21 protein-coding genes are annotated in these 22,654 nt (G+C 44.9%); 17 read left to right on the top strand and 4 right to left on the bottom strand.

Annotated elements, in window-relative coordinates:
- The first annotated feature begins 23 nt into the window (after window positions 1-23).
- The 13 genes from NSS82_RS22350 (at window position 24) to NSS82_RS22290 (ending at window position 12,430) form a co-directional block, all read left to right on the top strand.
- Entirely contained in the window at window positions 24-677 is a 654-nt protein-coding gene (locus NSS82_RS22350) for a redox-sensing transcriptional repressor Rex (RefSeq protein ID WP_036676294.1), read from the top strand.
- Window positions 664-1,965 (top strand): amidohydrolase, encoded by a 1,302-nt coding sequence (locus NSS82_RS22345; protein ID WP_076127547.1) that lies wholly within the window; start codon window positions 664-666, stop codon window positions 1,963-1,965. Before NSS82_RS22350 ends, NSS82_RS22345 begins: the two co-directional genes overlap by 14 nt.
- Window positions 1,966-2,223: 258 nt before the next feature.
- The gene (locus tag NSS82_RS22340; protein ID WP_341109899.1) at window positions 2,224-2,655 is read left to right on the top strand and encodes a cell wall elongation regulator TseB-like domain-containing protein; all 432 of its coding nucleotides are present in this window, start codon (window positions 2,224-2,226) and stop codon (window positions 2,653-2,655) included.
- Window positions 2,656-3,065: 410 nt separating this feature from the next.
- Entirely contained in the window at window positions 3,066-3,608 is a 543-nt protein-coding gene (locus tag NSS82_RS22335) for a hypothetical protein (protein WP_036676301.1), read from the top strand.
- A complete protein-coding gene (locus NSS82_RS22330) occupies window positions 3,601-5,103 on the top strand; it encodes an AAA family ATPase (protein WP_036676302.1) in 1,503 nt (500 codons plus the stop codon). The genes NSS82_RS22335 and NSS82_RS22330 overlap by 8 nt, the downstream gene beginning before the upstream one ends.
- A gap of 133 nt (window positions 5,104-5,236) precedes the next feature.
- The gene (locus NSS82_RS22325) at window positions 5,237-6,109 is read left to right on the top strand and encodes a 3-hydroxyacyl-CoA dehydrogenase family protein (protein ID WP_036676304.1); all 873 of its coding nucleotides are present in this window, start codon (window positions 5,237-5,239) and stop codon (window positions 6,107-6,109) included.
- Window positions 6,106-7,314, top strand: coding sequence for an acetate/propionate family kinase (locus NSS82_RS22320; RefSeq protein ID WP_036676305.1), 1,209 nt, complete (start codon window positions 6,106-6,108; stop codon window positions 7,312-7,314). Before NSS82_RS22325 ends, NSS82_RS22320 begins: the two co-directional genes overlap by 4 nt.
- Before the next feature lie 21 nt (window positions 7,315-7,335).
- Window positions 7,336-8,634, top strand: a complete 1,299-nt coding sequence (gene asnS / locus NSS82_RS22315) for an asparagine--tRNA ligase (RefSeq protein ID WP_036676308.1) — start codon at window positions 7,336-7,338, stop codon at window positions 8,632-8,634.
- A 31-nt stretch (window positions 8,635-8,665) separates the two neighbouring features.
- The gene (locus NSS82_RS22310; RefSeq protein WP_038572407.1) at window positions 8,666-9,418 is read left to right on the top strand and encodes a DnaD domain-containing protein; all 753 of its coding nucleotides are present in this window, start codon (window positions 8,666-8,668) and stop codon (window positions 9,416-9,418) included.
- Window positions 9,419-9,489: 71 nt separating this feature from the next.
- On the top strand, window positions 9,490-10,098 hold the full coding sequence (locus NSS82_RS22305) for an RNA polymerase sigma factor (RefSeq protein WP_176462568.1): 609 nt from the start codon (window positions 9,490-9,492) through the stop codon (window positions 10,096-10,098).
- On the top strand, window positions 10,089-10,586 hold the full coding sequence (locus tag NSS82_RS22300) for a hypothetical protein (RefSeq protein ID WP_141240287.1): 498 nt from the start codon (window positions 10,089-10,091) through the stop codon (window positions 10,584-10,586). The genes NSS82_RS22305 and NSS82_RS22300 overlap by 10 nt, the downstream gene beginning before the upstream one ends.
- A 15-nt stretch (window positions 10,587-10,601) precedes the next feature.
- Window positions 10,602-11,708, top strand: coding sequence for a hypothetical protein (locus NSS82_RS22295; protein WP_036676314.1), 1,107 nt, complete (start codon window positions 10,602-10,604; stop codon window positions 11,706-11,708).
- Entirely contained in the window at window positions 11,705-12,430 is a 726-nt protein-coding gene (locus NSS82_RS22290) for a hypothetical protein (RefSeq protein WP_081386708.1), read from the top strand. The genes NSS82_RS22295 and NSS82_RS22290 overlap by 4 nt, the downstream gene beginning before the upstream one ends.
- Window positions 12,431-12,482: 52 nt before the next feature.
- On the opposite strand, the gene proC is transcribed toward NSS82_RS22290, so the two are convergent.
- From proC to proB, 3 genes are read right to left on the bottom strand one after another with little or no spacing between them, the layout of a single operon-like run.
- The gene (proC, locus tag NSS82_RS22285) at window positions 12,483-13,352 is read right to left on the bottom strand and encodes a pyrroline-5-carboxylate reductase (RefSeq protein WP_038572403.1); all 870 of its coding nucleotides are present in this window, start codon (window positions 13,350-13,352) and stop codon (window positions 12,483-12,485) included.
- A gap of 49 nt (window positions 13,353-13,401) precedes the next feature.
- Complete coding sequence (locus NSS82_RS22280) at window positions 13,402-14,649, bottom strand: glutamate-5-semialdehyde dehydrogenase (protein WP_076273555.1); 1,248 nt, start codon at window positions 14,647-14,649, stop codon at window positions 13,402-13,404.
- Between the two features lie 38 nt (window positions 14,650-14,687).
- Window positions 14,688-15,791 carry a glutamate 5-kinase gene (gene proB, locus NSS82_RS22275; RefSeq protein ID WP_076101454.1) on the bottom strand — a complete coding sequence of 368 codons (1,104 nt, stop codon included), beginning with the start codon at window positions 15,789-15,791 and terminating at the stop codon, window positions 14,688-14,690.
- A gap of 432 nt (window positions 15,792-16,223) precedes the next feature.
- Here proB and NSS82_RS22270 point away from each other — a divergent pair, with 432 nt between their 5' ends.
- Complete coding sequence (locus NSS82_RS22270) at window positions 16,224-16,421, top strand: hypothetical protein (RefSeq protein WP_076104453.1); 198 nt, start codon at window positions 16,224-16,226, stop codon at window positions 16,419-16,421.
- A gap of 84 nt (window positions 16,422-16,505) precedes the next feature.
- Here the strand turns inward: NSS82_RS22270 and NSS82_RS22265 are convergent, their stop codons facing one another.
- Entirely contained in the window at window positions 16,506-17,417 is a 912-nt protein-coding gene (locus NSS82_RS22265) for a LysR family transcriptional regulator (protein WP_076101451.1), read from the bottom strand.
- Between the two features lie 1,372 nt (window positions 17,418-18,789).
- Here NSS82_RS22265 and leuC point away from each other — a divergent pair.
- From leuC to NSS82_RS22250, 3 genes are all read left to right on the top strand, one after another.
- Window positions 18,790-20,214: a 3-isopropylmalate dehydratase large subunit gene (gene leuC, locus NSS82_RS22260; protein ID WP_036676324.1), complete on the top strand. Its 1,425-nt coding sequence runs from the start codon at window positions 18,790-18,792 to the stop codon at window positions 20,212-20,214.
- 29 nt (window positions 20,215-20,243) lie between these two features.
- A complete protein-coding gene (leuD, locus tag NSS82_RS22255; protein WP_036676325.1) occupies window positions 20,244-20,846 on the top strand; it encodes a 3-isopropylmalate dehydratase small subunit in 603 nt (200 codons plus the stop codon).
- 186 nt (window positions 20,847-21,032) lie between these two features.
- The gene (locus NSS82_RS22250) at window positions 21,033-22,625 is read left to right on the top strand and encodes an N-acetylmuramoyl-L-alanine amidase family protein (protein WP_081386709.1); all 1,593 of its coding nucleotides are present in this window, start codon (window positions 21,033-21,035) and stop codon (window positions 22,623-22,625) included.
- The last annotated feature ends 29 nt before the right edge of the window (window positions 22,626-22,654 follow it).

Genomic DNA, 22,654 nt, shown 5'->3' with positions numbered 1-22,654 from the left:
TTACTATTTTTAGGAGGAAAAATATGAAATCGGATAAAATATCAGAAGCCGTTGTTCGCAGACTACCTGTGTATTTGCGTTTTTTGAATGATCTCCAGAATCGCGAAATATTAACAGTTTCCTCTCAGGAACTTGGACAAAAGCTTGATCTTAATCCCGCACAGATTCGTAAGGATTTAGCGTATTTTGGTGACTTCGGCAGAAAAGGTATCGGCTATGATGTAACGTATCTTATTGAGAAAATCCGTCATATTCTGAAGCTGGATCAACAGCTTAATGTAGCTTTAGTAGGGGCAGGTAATCTCGGACATGCCTTGTCTAATTACAATGCATATCTCAAAGATACTATGAAAATCACGGCTATATTTGATTCGTACGCTCCTAAGGTTGGACGTAAGATCAACTCCCTTACTGTGCAACCGATGGATGAACTAGGCAGCACGATTCGTGAGCAAGGTATTCGCATTGCCATTATTACCGTACCTGATTCAGAAGCTCAAAATGTAGCAGATATTCTCATTTCTTCTGGGATTGAAGCAATTTTGAACTTTGCCCCTGTGATTCTGAAGACACCACCGAATATCCGGGTGCATGCAGCTGATTTTACAACTGATCTGCAAAGTCTTGCTTATTACTTGCGGGATGGAAAGGAAGAAAGCGAACATGAACAACAATAAAACGATAATTAAGGGCGGGTATTTTCTGACTCCGGGAACGGATGAGCCGGTTCTGAGTGGATATATGACTATTGAAGATGATTTAATCACTTACATAGGAAAAGAAGAGCCTCAGATGGAAGCTGGAGTGCAAGTGGTTGATGGCAGCCGTCTGCTGTTCATGCCTGGACTTGTAAACACACATGGTCATGCGGCGATGTCTTTGCTGCGTGGATATGGAGATGATTTAGCGCTACAAGTGTGGCTTCAGGAGAAGATGTGGCCGATGGAGGAAAAGTTCACCGGTGATGATGTATACTGGGGAACCTCCTTATCTGTATTGGAAATGCTGAAGGGTGGAACTACGACCTTCCTCGATATGTATGATCACATGGACCGAGTAGCTGAGGTAGCTGAGTTATCAGGTATCCGTTCCGTATTGATGCGTGGTGTGATCGGGTTATGTCCAGAGGATGTACAGAATCACAAGCTTGCGGAAGCGATTTCTTTTGCCCGTAACTGGCATGGAAAGGCTGACGGTAGAATTACTACTATGATCTCGCCGCACGCCCCTTATACTTGCCCTCCGGACTTCCTGGTTAAGTTCGTGCAGGCAGCGCATGATCTGGATTTACCGATGCATACGCATATGTCCGAAACGAAACGTGAAGTGGAACAAAATGTGGCGGATTACGGGTTGCGTCCTGTAGCTCACTTAGAGAAGCTTGGAATGTTCACACGTCCCTCGATAGTTGCACATGGTGTTCATTTAAATGATGAAGAGATTGAGATCTTGGCTCGCCATAATGTGGGTGTCTCTCATAATCCGGGCAGTAATTTGAAGCTGGCTAGCGGAGTGGCTCGGGTTACTGATCTTCTAAAAGCTGGTGTGAAGGTGTCTCTTGGCACGGATGGCGCGGCAAGCAACAATAACTTGGATATGTTTGAAGAGATGCGGCTTGCAGCTCTCATTCATAAGGGTGTCAGCGGTGATCCAACGGCTGTTCCAGCTCCAGAAGCTCTACGTATGGCTACAGAATATGGCGCCCAGTCCATCTTTTTAAATAATGTAGGTAGACTTGCTGTTGGGATGAAAGCTGATTTCATTGCAATTGATATAGATCAGCCGCATTTGCTGCCACACACAGATCTGTTGTCTCATGCAGTTTACTCTGCTAGCGCTAAGGATGTTGAGCATGTGTGGGTGAATGGTAAACAGGTCATCAAGCATGGACAATGCTTAACCCTGGATGAGGAAGCTATCCGGCGTAAAGCGCAAGAAGCCTTCGAAGGTTTATTGAAGCGTTAAGTCTGGAGAATAACGAATAAATAATAGGCTGCGACTTTTTGCTTTTAGCAAAAGTTGCGGCCTTTTGTACATTTTAAGGCTGGGAAAGCTAGAAAATTATGAAATTTTGGATAAACACGCGGGTGTGTTATATAATCAAAAAAGATATATTACTAGAAAGGGAGCTGTACCTTGAAGAAAAGGAAAAAATGGATCCTCCTGGGGTCAGTTCTGATTCTGCTCCTGGGGTTTGGACTTATCCAGTTCTATGCCTATATTATGAAAGATCAATGGAACGAGCGGGATATCGCCAAGGATGTTGCCAAAACCAGAGCGGGTCTAACAGAGGTAACCAAAGCACAAAAATCGGTTTGGGATGAAAATGCAGTGTACTGGGTTTTAACAGGAAAAAATGAAGCCGGGACTGCTCTTATGGTCTGGGTCCGCTTTACGGTAGATGGAAAATTTGCTGAAGGCGACGACGCAGTGTTTGCTGAGGAACTAAGTAAAGGAACCTCAGAAGCCCAAATACGCGGCATTATCAAAGCTGATCTTCCGGACATAACGATTGAACGCTTGCTGCCGGGAGTATATAACGGAGAGTATGCTTGGCAGCTTTTTTATAAACAGAGCGGTCGGTATTATTATCAATTTTATCGGTTTTCGGATGGGTCCCGAATGGGTGAAGGTTACAGTTTACCTAAAAGTTAAGCCGAACATAAGGAAATTAAGGGTGGCAATGTAAACAAGCGAACTTATTATAAGTTCGCTTGTTTACATTTATTTGATGTACAAAAGTGATATACTAAGTGATATACTGAATGGGTGGTTATCACCGAATATTCTCTTAAATTCACATACAAAAATAGGCCGATTGATTAAAAATCAAGGCCGATTTTGTCGAAAACGAGGAATATATTTGGTATTGATGGAAATATTTAAAAAATTAAATTTTAAATATATTCACATTTATTTTGAAATTAGTATATACACCTGTGATATACTACTACTTGTAATTAGAACAGCAATAAGAGACTTCAGTCTCTCTGATGAGCTCTCAAGTAGCTATAAATTATTATACTGAGCTTTATATTTTGTCATCTTTGAGAGGAGGACGTTTCTTGAAATTACGTCTTGTACCTGTGCTGATAACGTCTCTACTGTCGGCTACTCTATTGTTTGGTGGCTTCTTTTTGTATCGTCAGTTTGCAATGCAGGAACCACTTCAGAAGATTGTATCTCAATATGAGGGCGTCAATGATTCTCATATCAGTATTAACCGCAATGAGGTCACTTTGAAACTTGATCTCCAGCCAGGCACGAAATTACGTGAACTGGTTCAGTACGTCTCCAAAGAAGGAAAATCGATGATTGATGGACGTACACTGAAACTTGATGTAGAACAGAACTCCAGTGAACTGCTGGATGAATACTGGGATAAAGCGATGTTCTCTGTAGCTGAAGCCATGGAGAGCCGTAAATATACACTTATACCCACAGAACTTGATGGACTCAAAGCGCAATATCCGCAATATAAAAATGTGATAGCCTCAACAGAAATTGACGACAATAATGTCTATGTAAGCTTAAGTAATGGAAAAGAAAGCAAATTTATTATTTTGCCGCGCAAACCTGCGACATTGGGGGTATGGAATAATGCCTAAATACCTTAAAGAAATTCTAATCGGATTTGTTCCTGTCTTGTTTATTTTTATGGCTTTTCTAGGCATTAATATATTCCCGATCGTTATTGCTGCTGGGATGCTCACGGCTTTACTTATCATTGCTCATTTAAGAGGCGGACTTGCGGTGAATGCAGGTGCCGGGAAGAAACGCAAGAAGGATGGACCTTCAAAGCTTACTTTTGAAGAAATTGGCGGGCAAGACAATGCAAAGCAGGAGCTTCGTGAAGCGTTGGATTTTCTGATCCGGCATGAGGAAATCAGCAAATTCGGGATTCGGCCTTTGAAAGGGATTCTGCTTACAGGCCCTCCAGGAACAGGTAAGACCCTTATGGCTAGAGCAGCAGCACATTATACGAACTCTGTATTTGTGGCAGCATCAGGCAGTGAGTTTGTAGAAATGTACGTAGGTGTCGGTGCCGGCCGTATCCGCGATTTGTTTAAGGATGCCCGTACCCGCGCCCTTAAGGAAAACAAGCAAAGCGCTATTATTTTCATAGATGAAATTGACGTAATTGGCGGTAAGCGTGAAGGCGGACAGCAGCGAGAATATGATCAGACCTTGAATCAGCTGTTGACCGAGATGGACGGGATCTATAACAACGAAACGCCGCGCATTCTGCTGGTAGCAGCCACTAACCGTAAAGAAATGCTTGATTCAGCATTGCTGCGTCCTGGCCGGTTTGACCGTCATATTCAAGTGGACATGCCTGATAAAAAAGGCCGCAAATCGATTCTCGAATTGCATGCCAAAAATAAGCCACTTCATGCAAATGTGAACCTCGACAAAATTTCCGAAGAAGCCTATGGTTTTTCCGGTGCTCAGCTCGAAAGTGTTATGAATGAGGCAGCAATTTATATGATGCGTGAGGAATTAACAGAGGTTGAGCAGCGGCATCTGTCGATGGCGATTGACAAGGTTATGATGGGGGAAAAAACGGACAGAGAAACTAACCACGAAGAGAAAAAACGGGTGGCAATCCACGAATTGGGACATGCCATTATGGCAGAGCTGCTTCGTCCGGGAAGTGTTAGTCAGGTTACGCTGACTCCGCGGGGGCAAGCCCTTGGTTATGTACGTCACAATCCTCAGCAAGAGCAGTATTTGTACACCAAAGATTATCTCGAAGATCAGATTATGATCGCACTTGGTGGAGCGGCTGCAGAAGAAATGTATTATGGCGGACGAAGCACAGGTTCGCGTGGCGATTTTGATCAGGCCCTGAATATTGTCGAAACCATGATGAAATCCGGATTGACTTCGTTGGGTATCGCCAAGCTGGAAATGGTTACCACTGAAGAGCTTATGAAGGAAAACAGTAAAATATTGGATGAGTTGATGGTACGTACTCACGACCACCTTGAAAAGCAACGAAATGTATTTGATTACTCCCTTGACATTTTAATGAAGGAAGAAGTGCTCTCTGGAGAGCAATTTCGATGTCAATTTCGTGACAGCGTGCGTTTACCAGCATAAATATTTATGCTGGTTATTTTTTTTTACTTTTCAGGCATGCTAAGATATCATTATATGTCGGGCTTTATAAATTTTTGCGACAGACAAGGTACAATACAAAAGTATAGATACCTGAAAGGATGGAGACTTTTTTATGAATTTCAAGAAAATTGGTGTCATCGGCGGTGGCACAATGGGACAAGGGATTGCCGAAATGCTGGCAGCCAAGGGCCTGGATGTATTGCTGGTGGAGAAAACCCCTGAGAAACTGGACTACTCCTACGAAATGATCGAGACAAGTCTAGATAAGCAACTGGAGAAATGGGCGATCACTCAAGCTGAGAAGAAGCTGATTCTTAGCCGCATTCAAAAAGTGACACATTTCGCAGAGCTGAGCTCTTGTGACATGGTTATCGAAACAATCGTTGAGGATTTAGAAGAAAAGAAAAAAATATTGAATCAACTGGATCAAGTATGTCCAAACCACATTATTCTTGCCAGCAATACGTCAACACTTAGCTTGACTGAACTTGCAAGTTCTACAATGTATCCGGAACGCGTGATCGGAATGCATTTCATATACCCTGTAGCTAAAGTGGATCTTGTTGAAATTGTACGCGGTCTGAAAACTTCAGATGCTACTTTTGAAGATACAAAATCCTTTGTTGATGAAATTGTTGAGAAAAAAGGTGTAATGATTTATGAATCCCCAGGATTTGTAACATCACGCCTCATTTGCTTGTTTATCAATGAAGCTATGCACGTGCTGCAAGAAGGCGTTGCCTCCGCACAGGATATTGACGATGCTATGCGTATTGGTTATCAATTCCAATATGGACCGCTTGAAATGGCTGACAGATTCGGTCTGGATTCGGTTCTTGCTGCACTTGAAAATATGTTCCGTGAATATGGTGAGCTGAAATATCGTCCTTCCACGATCCTTAAGAAGATGGTGCGTGCAGGACAATTGGGTATGAAATCAGGCGAAGGCTTCTTCCAGTACGACAAGGATGGTGACCGTATATGAATATTCTAGTAATTAACTCCGGTAGTTCTTCTTTAAAATATCAATTGTACAATATGGCTGATGAATCCGTTTTGGCTAAAGGTTTGGTGGAACGTATCGGGATGGATTCCTCCATTCTGAACCATAAACCTACTGGTAAAGCTGAAGTAACAGAAGTAAGTGAAATTTTGGAGCATAACACAGCGATTCGTAAAGTTCTAGCTTGCCTAACGGATAAAGAGCATGGCGTTATTGAATCCATTAAAGAAATCAATGCTGTGGGTCACCGTGTAGTACATGGTGGTGAATTCTTCAAAGCTTCCGCACTTGTGGACGCTGATGCCAAGACTAAAATTCGTCAATTGTTTGACCTTGCACCACTGCATAACCCAGCAGCAATGATGGGGATTACGGCTTCTGAAGTAAATATGCCGGGTGTACCGCAGGTTGTTGTATTCGATACTGCATTCCACCAAACAATGCCTGAAAAAGCTTATATGTACGCGATTCCTAGAGTACTGTACAATAAATATAAAGTTCGTCGGTATGGCGCACACGGTACATCACACGACTTCGTAAGCAAAGCTGCTGCGGAGTACTTGGAGCGTCCGTTGGAAGATCTGAAGATCATTACTTGTCATATCGGTAACGGAGGTAGCGTAACTGCAGTTCAAGATGGAGTGTCTGTGGATACTTCCATGGGTATGACTCCTCTGGAAGGTTTGATGATGGGTACTCGCAGTGGTGATCTTGATCCAGCAATTGTTCCTTACGTGATGAACAAGGAAGAATTGTCCGTAGGAGAAGTTAACTCCATGTTGAACAAACATAGTGGACTCCTAGCAATTTCGGGCGTAAGCAGTGATATGCGTGATATTATTGAGGGTATGGAAAAAGGTGAGCCTAATTCCACGCTAGCTTTTGAAATGTATGAGTACCGCTTGCGCAAGTATATCGGTTCTTATGCGGCTGCTATGAACGGTGTAGATGCTATCGTATTCACTGCTGGTGTTGGTGAAAATGCTTCATTGCTACGTGAGAAACTGCTAAATAACCTTACGTTCCTGGGTATTGAGTTGGATGTTGAAGCTAACAAAGTTCGCTCCGGCGACCCGCGTCGTATCTCTACGGTAGATTCCAAAGTGCAGGTGCTTGTAGTTCCGACTAACGAAGAACTTGTCATCGCACGTGATACAAACCGTATTGTGCAAGGAATTAACGGCTAAATTAGAGGAGAGATTGAAGGCATGGCTAACAAGAGTGTAATCAAGAACGTGAATGAACATGTTGGAGAAAGTGTTGTTATCGGTTGTTGGGTAAACAACAAGCGCTCCAGTGGTAAAATTCAGTTCCTGCAGCTTCGCGATGGTACAGGTTATATTCAGGGAGTTGTAGTGAAATCAGAAGTGCCTGAAGAGGTATGGGACGCAGCTAAGAGCCTCACGCAGGAAAGCTCATTGTATGTGACTGGTATTATTCGTGAGGAGCCTCGCAGTCAATCCGGTTTTGAAATGACTGTTACCGGAATTGAAGTTCTGCACCTTACAGAGAATTATCCAATTACTCCGAAAGAGCATGGCGTTGATTTCTTGATGGATCACCGTCACCTCTGGCTCCGTGCCTCGAAGCAGCGGGCTGTTCTGGTTATTCGTGCGGAGATTATCCGGGCAATCCAACAGTTCTTCAACGAGAGCGGATTTACAAAGGTGGATCCTCCGATTCTGACGCCAACGTCAGCAGAGGGAACTACTAACTTGTTCCACACGAAATACTTCGATGAGGATGCTTACCTGACCCAAAGCGGACAGTTATACATGGAAGCTGCAGCTATGGCACTGGGCCGTGTATATTCCTTTGGACCAACCTTCCGTGCGGAGAAATCTAAGACTCGTCGCCACTTGATCGAGTTCTGGATGATCGAGCCGGAAATGGCCTTCACAGATCATGAAGAAAGCTTGAAGGTTCAGGAAGAGTTTATTAGCTTCGTAGTGCAATCCGTATTGAAGAATTGCCGTGCGGAGTTGGAAGCGGTAGGCCGCGATATTTCCAAGCTGGAGAATATCAAAGCACCATTCCCACGCATTACTTATGACGATGCGATCAAGTTCTTGAATGATAAAGGCTTTGAAGATATTGCTTGGGGTGATGATTTCGGTGCACCTCATGAAACAGCAATCGCTGAAGCATACGATAAACCTGTATTTATTACTCATTATCCTGCTTCATTCAAAGCGTTCTACATGAAGCCGGATCCAAATCGTCCTGAAGTCGTACTGTGTGCTGATATGATCGCTCCTGAAGGTTATGGAGAGATTATTGGGGGTTCACAGCGGATCGATGATCCTGCGCTGCTTGAAGAGCGTTATAAAGAGCACAATCTTTCGATGGATTCTTATAAATGGTACATGGATCTGCGTACTTACGGATCTGTACCTCACTCCGGTTTTGGACTTGGGCTTGAGCGTACTGTAGCTTGGATCTGTGGTCTTGACCATGTACGTGAGACTATTCCATTCCCACGTACACTGTACCGCCTCTACCCATAAGTTCTTAGGATTTGAACAAAGGGGGAAGCACATGGACGGCAAGACATGGAGTACCTGGAGCGAAGGCGTCTCCTTCGGTCTGGAGAACGGAATGGCCGTCATACCTTACGCTTTACTGAAGTATTACCGGAAGCTGAATTTAAGCGGAAGTGAAGCCATGCTGCTGATTCATCTGCTCTCCTTCAGGCAAGTAGAAGGGATTGAGTTCCCTTCTCTGGAGGAGCTTCAGGTTGTAACTGGTCGTAGCATTTCCGTTCTCGCCGGAGAATTGCAGAAGCTCATGAAGGAAGGTTTCATTAGCATCGATGGAGACAACGATGAGCTAAGAGATATCCATTATGAACGCTACAATTTCTCAGGGCTATATGGAAAGCTAGGTGCTTATCTTGCGACAGCTGTACAAGAAAATGAGCAAGATAAGGACAAGGGAGCATATGGAACATCAGCTCCCCGGGCTGCTGCGTCAGGTGGAGGATTCGGAACTCCCCCCACATCTCCTTCTTCACTTGGAGATAAAGAGGAGAGCCGGAATCTATTCAGTATTTTCGAGAAGGAATTCGGGCGCCCGCTGTCTCCAATGGAATGTGAGACGATTTCCAGCTGGGTGGATCAAGACCGATATCCTGAGGAGCTGATTCTGTTAGCACTCAAGGAATCCGTATTTGCGGGGAAGGTTCATTTTCGTTATATCGACCGGATATTGCTGGAATGGGCCCGTAACCGGGTCAAGAACGCTCAGGATGTTAAGACGTATACACAAAAATTCCGCAATGGTGGAAGATAGATCGTTTAGGAGAGAACCGTATTGCTTTAGCTATTGCTAGAGTCTGTACGGTTCTTTTTTTATTTTTTTAGATAAGTGCAGGGGTAGGCGAAGAACTCAGCGTCTATTGCTGTGGGAAGGAGGGGAGAGTCATTGAGGAAGAGCTATTAATCAAGCGGATTTGCCAAGGAGACGAAGATGCGTTTCGCCAGTTTGTAAATACATACAGTCAGCATATATACAAAATCACCTATTCTGTATTACGTGAAGTCAAAGGGGCTGAAGACGCTGCTCAGGAAGCTTTTCTCCAGATGTATAAATCTCTCCCTGACTACCGTTATCAAGGCTTAAAATCATGGATTACGCGGATCGCCTTAAATAAGGCTATTGATGCCAAACGTAAACGTGATCGGCTACGAGAGTTACCTGTTGACTATGAGCTTGTGCTGAGCCAGACACCTTCTAATGAGGAGGATGTACTAGCCACTGTTGTCCGTCGTGACCGGATGAATCGTCTGTCGGGTGAGATCAACAATTTACCGGAGGGTCATCGGGAAATTATGGTGGCTTATTATCTGGAAAATAAAAAATATGAGCAAATTGCTGCTGAAAATGAAATTACTCTGAAGACGGTGGAGTCCAGACTATATAGGGCGAGACAATGGATGCGAAAACATTGGAAGGAGGACGAATGGCTATGATGAAGAGTGGAGAAAACCTAATTCGCCGCGAGCAGGCAAAAGCTTATCTTGAAGGGCAAGAAGATAGTATAGAGCGAGAAGAATGGGAACTAATGCTGCTCAAGGATGAAGACACATTTGTTTCATACATGGAGATGCTGGATGAGCTAAAGGAGGATCTGCCTTCATTGGAGAATTCGTCTGCTTTTACAGAGAGAGTTATGGGAGATTGGGTTGCTACGGTGAGATCTTCAGTAGTCATAGAAGAAGTAGCGGGGAAAGAAGAAGGATCACGGCGTTATCGCTGGTATGAAAAAACAATCTTTCATTATGCCGTTGCTGCTTCGTTAACGCTGTTGATTATGTCTTCCGGGATGTTTGATAAGTTACTCACGGGTGAAATGGAACTTATTGTCCCTAAGAAAGATAATTCGCCATCTTATAGCGAACAATTCATGCAAGCCACCAGCGGATGGTTGAGCCGGATTATGGACGGAAGACAGAAATGAGAGGAGAAATGAACAATGCAACAGCAGCGTAATAAAATTAAGGGTCTTTTTCTTAATATGATTCCTGGAGCAGGTCATTATTATATGGGAAGACGACCACAAGGGATTGTTTATTTTTTGCTAAGCTTTGGTGTGTTATTTATGTCATTCTTAATCGCTATGGCTGAAGGGGATGAGGGAATTCTGGCATTGGGAGTGATCGGATTCTTACTTCTATGGATCCTTTCGATGATTCATCTGGTAATTAAATTACTGCAAATGCCCACTCCAATTGTAGCGCCTGATGGATCAATGCTGGATTTTAGTTCTACTATGCCCGTAAAGACGGAGGATAATGAACGTGTGCATGTCATCTTATTGTCTTTCATTCCTGGATTGGGTCATTTTCATATGGGGCTGATGCAGCGTGGACTATCCTTTCTGATTTCTTTTTTCGGATTCATGACCGTTATGTTGTTCTTGGCCGGAATTACTTCGAGTGATGCATTTTTGCTGCTGTTTGGAGTATTGCCAGTAATTTGGCTGTATTGCATGTTTGATGCAGTTCAGTTGATCCATCGTAAACAAGCAGGAGAAATGCTTGTTGACCGCACATTATTCGAAGAGATGGAGGCTGGACGTGAGGAAGGACGACGCAGCAAAGTATTAGCGACATTACTATCCGCATTTCCTGGTGCTGGACAGATGTATCTGGGACTGCAAAAAAGAGGGCTCCAGCTCATGCTTCTTTTCTTAGGAAGTATCTATGTCATGGATCTTTTGCGGTTAACATTGCTCTTTTTCCTCATCCCGGTCATTTGGTTCTATAGCTTATTCGATGGCTTACAGTTAGTTAGCCGATATGGACGTGAACCTTTGCAGGATAAGCCGGTTATCGAAGGTTTCTTAAATCATCAAGGTTGGCTCGGTGCAGTCCTGATGTGTCTCGGATTATACTTTATTGTTGTGAATGTCGCAGTTCCTGCCATCGATATCAGATTTCCAGAATGGCGGCTGGAATATCGCGTAAATGAATATTTTAAGACCATTGTCGTCTCCGTGTTATTGATTGGTGGTGGGGTGAAGCTGATGACTGGAAGTAAGAATAATAAGAGTAGAAAAGGGGCGGGGGGTCAATCTTGAATAATCCAGTAGAAGTAGAGTCGGGAGTCATGGTAACTAGCGAGTTTCCAGTGAACGAAGGGAAATCTAGAAGTTGGCGTGTAGGTACGTTGTCGATGGGACTGAGCCTTTTATTTCTCGGGGCATTAATAATGGTCTCTCAGTGGAAAGGAGCGGATGTGTTCGAGACAACACTTGCTTGGTGGCCGCTCATTTTTATCTTACTTGGTTTAGAAATTGTAATTTACACCTTATGGTTCCGTGGTAAAGGGAAAATGTACTATGATGTGCTAAGTGTTCTGTTCGTCGGATTTCTGGCAGTGTGCTGTTTAGTATTCGCAGGAGTCAGCTCTTTAGGATTAACACAAGAACTTAGACATGTGATCTCATCTACGGAGGAGAATTATTCCTTGCCGGAATGGAAGGGGAATGTTCCACAGGGTGTAGGCACACTTATAATCCAGGCTGCTGAACCTTATGGAATTATGGTTGATCGAACGGCTGGGAACGAGTTGAATGTATTTGGGAGTTATTCCACGGCAGAAGGGCAACTCAAGCAAGAGCAAGAGAAGCGGCTGTTGCAAACTAAACAAGTCGGAGACACATTTTACGTCATTTTAGGAGACATACCTAGACATCTAGTATTCGATAACTCCAGGAATGCATTGAACGTGACCATTGCGGCTCCTGTAAATCTAAAGGTAATCGTAAGAGATAATTATGGAAATGTTGTAACAAGATAAAAAAAAGATCGCTTCCCACCCGATGAGGGGATGGGCTGCGATCTTTTTTTGGTTAAGAACGAAGCTCTTTCTCTAGGGCAGCACCCATTTCACGTGAGCGCTCGGCACATCGGTTAACTGCAGCAATCACAGTTTCAAAGAATTCCCCTCGTTCAAGCACTTCTATAGCTGCTTGTGTTGAACCGTTAGGGGAAGTAACCTTCTTACGGAGTGCTGCGGGTTCTTCTCCCGTCTGTTGTACCATTCGGGCAGCACCCAGCACTGTTTGAACAGTTAATTCGGTGCTTTGATCAAGTGGCAGCCCACCACGGATACCAGCGGCGATCATGGCTTCCATCATGTAATAGATATACGCAGGCCCGCTGCCTGAAATTCCGGTCAAGGTTTCCATACGTTCCTCATCAATGACTGTTGTAAGCCCGACAGCCTCAAAGATATTAAGAGCAAGGCGACGGCCTCTTTCGTCTACTTCTTTGGAGAAGGCTAGACCAGTGGCACCCAGACCGATGGAACTGGAAGTGTTAGGCATTGTGCGAACAATAGGCTGTGCTTTGCCAAGTAGACCTTGCATGGTGCGAATAGATAGACCTGCAATGACAGAAACTACGATCTGATCCGGAGAAAGAATTGGACCTAGTCCGCGTAAGGATTCTGCAGCATCTTTAGGTTTCATTGCCAGTACTATTACTGGTGCGTTCCGTAAGTATTCTATTTTTTGTTCGGGATCATTTGTGCCTATTACACCATAACGGCTTTTTAGTTCTGCCAGACGTTCACTGCTGCTGCGATTGAGCATGATGACATTATCGGACTTCACGATATTGCGGCTAATCATCCCGCGAACGATGGCTTCTGCCATGGAGCCTGCGCCATAAAAAACAATATTATGATTCATGAGTGGAACTGATGGATGCTGACACATGGCTAAAATCCTCCTAAAAGTTGTGTGATAGAAAACTTAAACGTGTATACTAACCCCGAATTTGTCCCGTTCCGTAGATCTTATATTTGGTTGAAGTTAGAGCAGGCAGACCCATCGGGCCACGAGCGTGGAGTTTCTGGGTACTGATACCAATCTCTGCACCGAATCCAAATTCAAAGCCATCCGTGAAGCGGGTTGAGGCATTGTGATAAACAGCGGCAGCATCCACTTCTTGTAAAAAGCGTGTGGCGTTCTCCTGATCTTCTGTTACGATACATTCCGAATGTTTCGTACCATACTGCGCGATATGCTGCATAGCTTCTTCCAAATCACTGACGATTCTAATATTAAGGATATAATCGTTGTATTCTGTAGCATAGTCTTCTACGGTTGCAGGTAATACCCATGGGACAAGAGAGATGGTTTGTTGACAGCCACGAAGTTCTACATGAACCTCACGAAATGCTTCGGCTAAGGATAACAGATATTTGCTCGCGTAATCCTGATGAACGAGTAGTGTTTCCATAGAGTTACATACCGAAGGGCGCTGAGCTTTGGCATTTAAACTAATGTCCCGTGCCATTTCTGGCAAGGCAGTTGTGTCGAGATAAGTATGGCAGATGCCTGCTCCAGTTTCAATTACAGGAACGGTTGCGTTAAGGACTACATTTTGAATAAGAGAGCTGCCTCCGCGCGGGATAATCACATCTAAAAGTCCGTTCAGCTTTAGCATTTCATCTACTGAAGAACGATTAGGATCTTCAATCAGCTGAAGCGCGTTAGGCGGCATTGAGGTTTCAGCAAGAGCATTGTGCAGAACCTCGACAATTTTACGGTTGGAGGACAGGGCAGAGGAGCCCCCGCGCAACACAACAGCGTTGCCGGTTTTGAGACATAGACCTGCAGCATCAACAGTTACATTGGGACGTGCCTCGTAGATGATGCCGATCACACCAAGCGGAACACGCAGCTTCTGGATGTTGAGGCCGTTAGGACGTTCAATGCTTTCTAGCGTGTCACCGATAGGATCCGGTAATACAGCGATTTGTTGCAGGCCTTCGGCAATGCTGTTAATCCGGTCCACATCTAACGCTAACCGGTCGAGCATGGATTCCGGAGTTCCATTGAGTCTTCCTCGTTCCAAATCCTCCGCGTTGGCGGTGATAATGGCGGGAGCTTCGCGGCGAAGCGCATCGGCCATGACCAGCAGTGCTTCATTCTTCTGGCCAGTTGTTAAGCTTGCTAGAACTCCTGTAGTCACCTTGGCTAATTTACTCTTATTAATTACTTCACTCATGACGATTCCTCCCTATATTTGAATTGAAAAAAAATTGTTTATCTCAGTGTAATCCATTCGTCACGGTGAATGACCTCAAGCCGGTGTACTTCTCCCAGTTTTGGTACAATCTCACGGCTTGGCAGACCTTGAATGCTGCGCAGCTGAGCATCATCGTAATTTACAATCCCACGTCCAAGCAATTTGGAGTCGGGTCCAAGTACTTCTACAACATCTCCTGCGTGAAAGCTACCCTCTGTCTGTTTGACGCCTACAGGCAACAGGCTGTGACCGCCATGAAGCAAAGCTTCTACAGCCCCTTCGTCCACGTACAGGGAGCCGAGAGGGGTAGACATAAAGCCAAGCCATTGCTTTTTGACGGGGAGAGAGGATAGCTTCGTTGCAAAATAAGTGCCCCTACCTTCTCCTGTTGCAGCAAGCTGTAAATCTCCAGGTTCGGTGGCTCTTCCGACAAAGACAGGAACACCACCCCGAGTAGCGATCTTGGCCGCATCGATTTTGGATCGCATACCGCCTGTTCCAACACTAGAGCCAGCTCCACCAGCAATAGCATATATCTCCGGTGTAATGTCATCTACGAACTGATAGCGGACAGCATCCGGATGCTTGCGGGGATCTCCACTGTATAAACCATCCATGTCGGTTAAGACAAGTAGTCTAGAGGCTTTTAACAGGTTGGCTACTAGCGCAGAGAGGGTATCGTTATCGCCAAATTTCAGTTCATCTACGGAGACAGTGTCATTTTCGTTAAATACGGGCACCGCTCCTTGGCGAAGTAGCTCTTCTACAGTCATCATAGCGTTATTCATGGCTCTGCGGCTGCAGAAATCGGTGCGAGTCAGCAATATTTGCGCGGTAGTAATTCCATGCTGGGCAAAAGCTTCCTGATAAGCCTGCATCAGCAGTACCTGACCCACAGCCGCAGCGGCCTGCTTCTCATGCAGCAGCTTCGGACGTGCTGGATAACCGATACTGCGGAAGCCGGCGGCTACCGCACCAGAGGTTACTAACAACACCTCACAGCCGTTTTTCTTCAACTCGGCAATCTCTGAGGCAAAAAAGGAGACTGCTTCACGATTCAAACCGCCCTCGGGTCCGGTCAGCGAGCTGCTGCCTATTTTGACCACGATTCGCGTCGTCATTTCTGTCCACATCCTCTTCGTTTATTAAGTCCTGAAAACAACAAAAAGCCCCCATCCTTAGACTTAGCAAAGGACGAAAGCTTATAAACTTCCGCGGTACCACCTTCATTGATGAGGGATCATCCGACTTCATTCTCATAACGGGAGGATCCGTCCTGTTTGACACAGGCCGCTCGGGGGTAGGATTCGGAACGAAAACCGCGGTAAATTCTTTCAGCCTGTCGGAATCTACTCTCTAGGCGCGGTTAGACTCATTCTTACTGGTCCCGTCTGCACGTTTCACTTATTTTCAATAGAATACCATGGAGCTGGTTGCATTGCAAAGGGAAAACGTAGGATATATTTCTTCATGCAGAAAGCTCTATATATTATGTTTAACCTCAAAGAGAAGGGGTAAAGAACTTATAATCTGTTACCAGGAGGTGGATTAAATTGACTAAAGACAATAAAGCCGAGCAGGGACAGAATCAAGATTCAAACGAAGTTGCAGAGCTTCAGAATAGTGTGACTCGTGAATTTGTGGAAGAGCACACCGGGGCTCCAGTTGATAAGGGATTGGCTGATTCAAGTAAAGCACGTGTGTCGGATGATCAGAACCGCCTGATTACACAGCGTAATTTGCGTAAATAATCTAGTACTGTTACAAGAGGTTCACCTGAAAAGTGCCCCGACAACCACACGAATGGTTACTGGGGCACTTTATTTGTATATATTCTATTCTTCCGTTAATTCAGACACGGTTGATTTGAATGTTTCTACAAAAGCCTTTGCGGCTTTGGACAAATATCGTCCGCGTCGATATGCTACAACTAGCGTACGACTAGGCACTGGATCAGCAAGCGGTAAGTAGACTGGAACAAATTCACTCCGCGGTGCACGAGCGATAAAACGAGGAACAAGAGTCACGCCCATACCTGTTGCCACTAGGGATTGAACGGTTTCCATATTATTGCTCTCGAAAACGATTCGTGGCTCGAATCCGGCTTTCCGGCATAGTTCCACAGTCATTTTGCGGAAGCCCTGACCTTCCTTAAGTACGATAAAAGGTTCGTCCTTAAGCTCTTCAAGTGAGGTCCGTGTTCCATCTAGGATTCGTTTAGCGAGTGGATGTTCAGGAGGAACAGCGAGATCGATTCTTTCCTCTCCAAGCTCTTCATAAGCTAGTGCAGGAATTTCGAGGGGTAAGGAGAGCAGGCTTAAATCGGTTTGGCCACTTGCCGTGAGCTTCTCTAGGTTCATTGACGAGTCTTCGAGCAGCGTTATTTCTACCTCAGGATAATTTTGTTTAAAAACTGGAAGTACATGCGGCAGAAGATGTGCACCTGTAATCGGCATACTACCCACAACTACACGTCCAGTACGCAGTTCTGATATGTCGGACATTTCTTGCCGCAGCAGCTCCACTGCGTCAATGATAATCTGGGCTTGTTCAACGAATTTAGAACCTGCGTAGGTCAGCTCAACTGAGCTGGTATTACGCTGAAACAGCATTACGCCGAGCTCTTTTTCCAGTTTGGAAAGCTGCTGGCTGAGCGAGGGCTGGGCAATATGCAGCTTGTCCGCTGCACGTGAGAAGTTTTTTTCGGCTGCGATTTGCAGCACATACTGCAGTTGTCTCAGTTCCATATATGGACTCCTTAGAGAAATGATTTACTTATAAGTATATCCTATTGGATTATAGTTTTGTATAGGCAAACCGAAGGAGCATTCACTTCATCACTCCCTAGAATTTGCTGGGCCTGATTTTAAGAGAGTAACCCTTGTACACTGACCGAAGTATCCGATATCCTCTAACAGTATATTTTTAGCGCCGGATCTTGAGAGTATCTATGAAATAACTGTATTTTGTACAGCTATTTCGTATGCAAAAGGGATCATTTTGGTTTTAAGTGTATTCTATACAACTAAAAACTAGAGTTCCCAGCTATAAGGCGATAATTCAAGAAAATAGCTGTACAAAATGCAGCTATATTCATTAACGAATGATTCACAGGAATATAGCTGTACAAAATACAACTAAACGCACCTACACACTATGCTTGTGCATCGCTCCTACACATCACACATGCGCAACGCTGCTACACATCCCGTTTGTGCATCGCACCTACACATCACACTTGCGCATCGCTTCTACACACTGCGCTTGCGAATTTCACACTTGCGCATCGCACACACTCGCTTGCGAATCGCACCTACACATCACACTTGCGCATCGCTTCTACACACTGCGCTTGCGAATCGCACCTACACATCACACTTGCACATCTCTCCAACATATAGCGCTTGCGCATCGCTTCTACACACTACGCTTGCGAATTACACATCACACTTGCGAATCGTTTGTGCATCCTACACATCACACTTGCGCATCGCTTCTACACACTGCGCTTGCGAATCGCACCTACACATCACACTTGCACATCTCTCCAACATATAGCGCTCACACTTGCACATCTCTCCAACATATACACATCACACTTGCGCGCTTGCGCACGCTTTCTACACACTACGCTTGCTACACACATCACACTTGCGCATCGCTTCTACACACTGCGCATTGCGAATCGCACCTACACATCACACTTGCGCATCTCTCCTACATATCCTTGCGCTTGTGCTTGCGCAACGCTACTCACACTTGCGCAACGCTGCTACATCGCACCTACACATCACACTTGCTTGCTCATCACACTTGCGCATCGCTACACACTGCGCTTGCGAATCGCTTCTACACACTACGCTTGCGCATCGCTTCTACACACTGCGCTTGCGCAACGCTGCTACATATCCCGCTTGTGCAACGCTGCTACATACCCCGCTTGCTCATCGCTCCTACATATTGCGCCTCAACATACCCTAACTCAGCTTATAGGTTCAGGCTATCACTTTTATAGATATCATATCTTGGAATTATAAAGACAGGGGTGTTATATTTAGATCATTCAAGAGAGACTCCACGCTCTCTTCCAATGAACGATTCTATTAATGAGGTGAAATTATGAGCAACAAGACAATGTTTGAGAAGATTTGGGAGAATCACGTTATTCATCAAGAGGAAGGTAAACCTAGCATTATTTATATTGATCTGCATTTGGTTCATGAAGTAACTTCTCCACAGGCTTTTGAAGGGCTTCGTCTCAGCAACCGGAAGGTTCGCCGTCCTGAGCTGACCTTCGCAACGATGGATCATAACGTACCAACTAAAGATCGTTTTAACATTAAAGATCCAATCTCCAAGCAACAAATTGATACCCTTTCTAAGAACTGTGCTGATTTTGGTGTAAGACTGTTCGATCTGAATGATATTGATCAAGGCGTTGTACACGTAATGGGTCCTGAAATCGGCTTGACACATCCTGGCAAAACTATCGTTTGCGGCGACAGCCATACCTCCACGCATGGTGCATTCGGCGCACTGGCATTCGGTATCGGAACTAGTGAAGTTGAACATGTAATGGCTACGCAATGTTTGCAGCAATCCAAAGCTAAGACAATGGAAGTACGCTTTACAGGCAAACGTAACCCTGGCGTAACAGCAAAAGATATGATCCTAGGTGTTATTGCTAAGTACGGTACTGATTTTGCCACAGGTTATGTAATTGAGTATACAGGCGAAGCTATTCGTGAATTGTCGATGGAAGAACGTATGACTGTCTGCAATATGTCGATCGAAGGTGGAGCAAGAGCTGGCTTGATTGCCCCTGATGAAACTACTTTTAATTATCTGCGTGGACGTCAATACGTACCGCAAGGCGAGGCTTATGATGCTGCTGTAGAAGCATGGAAGAGTCTTGTAAGCGACGAGGGCGCTCAGTACGATACGGTTGTTGAATTTGATGTGGAAACATTGATTCCACAAGTGACCTGGGGTACTAGCCCGGGCATGGGTACTGACATCAACTCCAGCGTACCGAATCCGGCTGACTTCACCACTGAAAATGAACGTAAAGCTGCTGAAAAAGCGCTTGAATATATGGATTTGACTCCTGGAACACCTATTTCTGAAATTCCGATTGATTATGTATTTATTGGTTCCTGCACTAACGGACGGATCGAAGATTTGAGAGCTGCAGCAGTGGTAGCTAAAGGTCATAAGGTTTCTGAAAAGGTTACTGCCATTGTTGTTCCAGGCTCGGGCCGTGTTAAGATGCAGGCTGAGAAAGAAGGACTTGATAAAGTCTTTACTGAAGCTGGCTTTGAATGGCGTGAAGCGGGATGCAGCATGTGCTTGGCCATGAACCCGGATGTTCTGCAGCCTGGACAACGCTGTGCATCTACCTCGAACCGTAACTTTGAAGGACGCCAAGGACGCGGAGGACGTACACATCTGGTATCTCCAGCTATGGCAGCCGCAGCTGCGATCAAAGGTCGTTTCACTGATGTACGTGATTGGAATTATAAGACGGAAGCCGTCAGCTCATAGAGCTAGAGAGAACACGGGAGGATAAAACTATGGATGCTTTTAAAAAATTAACAGGAATTGTTGCACCAGTTGACCGGGTAAATGTAGATACGGATGCGATTATTCCGAAACAGTTTTTGAAACGGATTGAACGGACGGGATTTGGACAGTTTTTGTTCTATGAATGGCGTTTTGATGAAGAAGGTAACGATAATCCAGCCTTCGAAATGAATAAACCACGTTATCAAGGGGCTTCTGTTCTGATCTCACGCGCTAACTTTGGTTGTGGATCCTCTCGGGAGCATGCACCATGGGCGATTATGGATTACGGGTTCAGAGTTGTAATTGCACCTTCTTATGCGGATATCTTCTACAATAACTGCTTTAAGAACGGCATTCTGCCGATTAAGCTTTCGGAAGAGCAAGTGGATGAATTGTTCAAACGGACAGCTGAGCATGAGGACTACAAGCTGACAGTTGATCTTGAGAACAACGCTTTACAAGATGAATTCGGACTGAGCATCAACTTTGATCTGGATGAGCACCGTCGTCAATTCCTGCTGCAAGGCTTGGATGATATCGGTTTGACCCTTCAACATGCGGATGAAATTGCTGCTTATGAAGAGCGTCATGCTGCCAAGCTATTCTCTTAAAAAGAGGATATAACTGGTCTGATTCTTAAACTTTACAAAAAATACGCAAAACTTCTATTTCCGGGTGTCGGAAATAGAAGTTTTTTTGCTATAATCGATATATTCATTGGTCATTAAGGAAACATTTGGTGATTTCTGTCGTCTAAATACTTATCTAGGATCTATTACTTGCAGAAGGAGCGGAAAATGAGAATGAGAAGAGCTGGGCTTCGTATATTGCTGCTTTTGTTACTGCCATTATTATTATTATCATCCACCGGACAAGAAGCTGCCGCAGCTGGTAGCAGCGCAGGCAGAATTATTATGGACAATCAGGAACTTGCTTTGCCAAAAGGAATTAAGCTCGAAAACGTAAATGGTAGCGTTATGATTCCGGTCAGAGTGGTAGTAGAGAATCTTGGATTCGAGGTGTTATGGGAGCAGCAGACCCGGAAAGTAACCGTTCAACAGGATGGTAAAAGCATTGAGCTGGCGGTAGGACGGAAAACAGCTGATGCAGATGGGGTGACGTTTGATTTAAATGCAGCTCCTAAGCAGAGTGGCGGCACAGTACTCGTTCCAATTCGTTTCGTAAGCGAGCAGTTCGGCTTAAAGGTGGGCTGGGATAATGTTGATAAAACCGTCTATTTGACAGGTGGACAAGTTAGCAATTCTGCAATGACACCTGAGGGGAATACTACCAATCCAACAGCAACTAATACACCTGCTCCAACTCCAAGTGCTACGCCGGGAAGTGACAACGGGACAACTGCTGGCAGTGTAGTGACTTCACCCAGCCCGACACCAGTTCCACAAACAACTACGGCACCGGGAAGCACAGCAGGAATTCCAACAGGCCCTCTAGTAAACGGGGCAGTATTCACTGAGAACCGACTTATTATCGCTGTGTCGGGGGCTACTAAGCCAAATGTTACAAAAATGAGCAACCCTGATCGAATCGTCGTAGATTTTCCGGGTGCTGCGTTCGATCCGGATTTCATTGGAAGTCTTACGGGTGTTACCACCACTGGCGGTCCACAAGGTAAGCTGGACGTTGCCGGCTACCCGCTCGTTTCTGAGATCCGTTATGCACTGTTCAGTGTGAGTCCGTCCACTGTCAGATTCGTAATTCAAACGGTTGGAAATCAACCGTACCAGCTTAGTACGGATGAAAGCACCGGGCTGGTTACGATTGATTTGAATGTAACTAGCAGCGGAGGCAACACCCCAGGGGCTAATGGAACGTTAGGTAAACCCATTGTAGTTCTAGATGCGGGGCATGGCGGAACTCAATCTGGAGCTGTCAGTCTCACAGGCAAGCTGGAAAAAGACTTCAATCTGGCCGTCATCCGCAAAGTACAAACGCTATTAACGCAGGAAGCATTAGTTGACGTGGTCTTTACTCGAACGGATGATGCTACCTTGGGGCTTCAGGATCGCGTGAAAATTGCGGAGGCTGCTAAAGCGAATCTCTTTATTTCAGTGCACGCGAATTCGCTAGATGTTGGATATCCAAATAGAGATAAAATAAATGGCAGTGAAACCTATTATTCTCGCAGTGATAGTCTGCCTCTTGCTCAGATTATGCATAAGCATTTATTAGCCGCTACTGGTTTTAAAGACAACGGGATTCGTACGAAAAGCCTACATGTTACACGAGAAACTACTATGCCGGCAGTCTTGCTGGAGGTAGGATATCTTACAAATTCAGGGAATGAGTCGGCGATGTATAGTGAGCAGCTTCAAGAGAAATTAGCGAGAGAAATTGTTGCCGGGATTAAGGAATATCTGGGGCTTTAAGACTTGAGGTTGGTGAGATTTCTCAATTT

The organism is Paenibacillus sp. FSL H7-0735, assembly GCF_038008505.1.
Taxonomy (GTDB): domain Bacteria; phylum Bacillota; class Bacilli; order Paenibacillales; family Paenibacillaceae; genus Paenibacillus_AQ; species Paenibacillus_AQ odorifer.
The sequence above is the reverse complement of the archived record's forward strand: the minus strand, read 5'-3'. Positions and strand labels throughout refer to the sequence as shown.

Excerpts from the sequence above, each read along its gene's own strand:
- NSS82_RS22350 (WP_036676294.1), top strand. The coding sequence starts at position 24 with ATGAAATCGGATAAAATATCAGAAGCCGTTGTTCGCAGACTACCTGTG.
- NSS82_RS22345 (WP_076127547.1), top strand. The coding sequence starts at position 664 with ATGAACAACAATAAAACGATAATTAAGGGCGGGTATTTTCTGACTCCG.
- NSS82_RS22340 (WP_341109899.1), top strand. The coding sequence starts at position 2,224 with ATGAAAGATCAATGGAACGAGCGGGATATCGCCAAGGATGTTGCCAAA.
- NSS82_RS22330 (WP_036676302.1), top strand. The coding sequence starts at position 3,601 with ATGCCTAAATACCTTAAAGAAATTCTAATCGGATTTGTTCCTGTCTTG.
- NSS82_RS22325 (WP_036676304.1), top strand. The coding sequence starts at position 5,237 with ATGAATTTCAAGAAAATTGGTGTCATCGGCGGTGGCACAATGGGACAA.
- NSS82_RS22320 (WP_036676305.1), top strand. The coding sequence starts at position 6,106 with ATGAATATTCTAGTAATTAACTCCGGTAGTTCTTCTTTAAAATATCAA.
- asnS (WP_036676308.1), top strand. The coding sequence starts at position 7,336 with ATGGCTAACAAGAGTGTAATCAAGAACGTGAATGAACATGTTGGAGAA.
- NSS82_RS22310 (WP_038572407.1), top strand. The coding sequence starts at position 8,666 with ATGGACGGCAAGACATGGAGTACCTGGAGCGAAGGCGTCTCCTTCGGT.
- NSS82_RS22300 (WP_141240287.1), top strand. The coding sequence starts at position 10,089 with ATGGCTATGATGAAGAGTGGAGAAAACCTAATTCGCCGCGAGCAGGCA.
- NSS82_RS22295 (WP_036676314.1), top strand. The coding sequence starts at position 10,602 with ATGCAACAGCAGCGTAATAAAATTAAGGGTCTTTTTCTTAATATGATT.
- proC (WP_038572403.1), bottom strand. The coding sequence starts at position 13,352 with ATGTGTCAGCATCCATCAGTTCCACTCATGAATCATAATATTGTTTTT.
- NSS82_RS22280 (WP_076273555.1), bottom strand. The coding sequence starts at position 14,649 with ATGAGTGAAGTAATTAATAAGAGTAAATTAGCCAAGGTGACTACAGGA.
- proB (WP_076101454.1), bottom strand. The coding sequence starts at position 15,791 with ATGACGACGCGAATCGTGGTCAAAATAGGCAGCAGCTCGCTGACCGGA.
- NSS82_RS22265 (WP_076101451.1), bottom strand. The coding sequence starts at position 17,417 with ATGGAACTGAGACAACTGCAGTATGTGCTGCAAATCGCAGCCGAAAAA.
- leuC (WP_036676324.1), top strand. The coding sequence starts at position 18,790 with ATGAGCAACAAGACAATGTTTGAGAAGATTTGGGAGAATCACGTTATT.
- leuD (WP_036676325.1), top strand. The coding sequence starts at position 20,244 with ATGGATGCTTTTAAAAAATTAACAGGAATTGTTGCACCAGTTGACCGG.
- NSS82_RS22250 (WP_081386709.1), top strand. The coding sequence starts at position 21,033 with ATGAGAATGAGAAGAGCTGGGCTTCGTATATTGCTGCTTTTGTTACTG.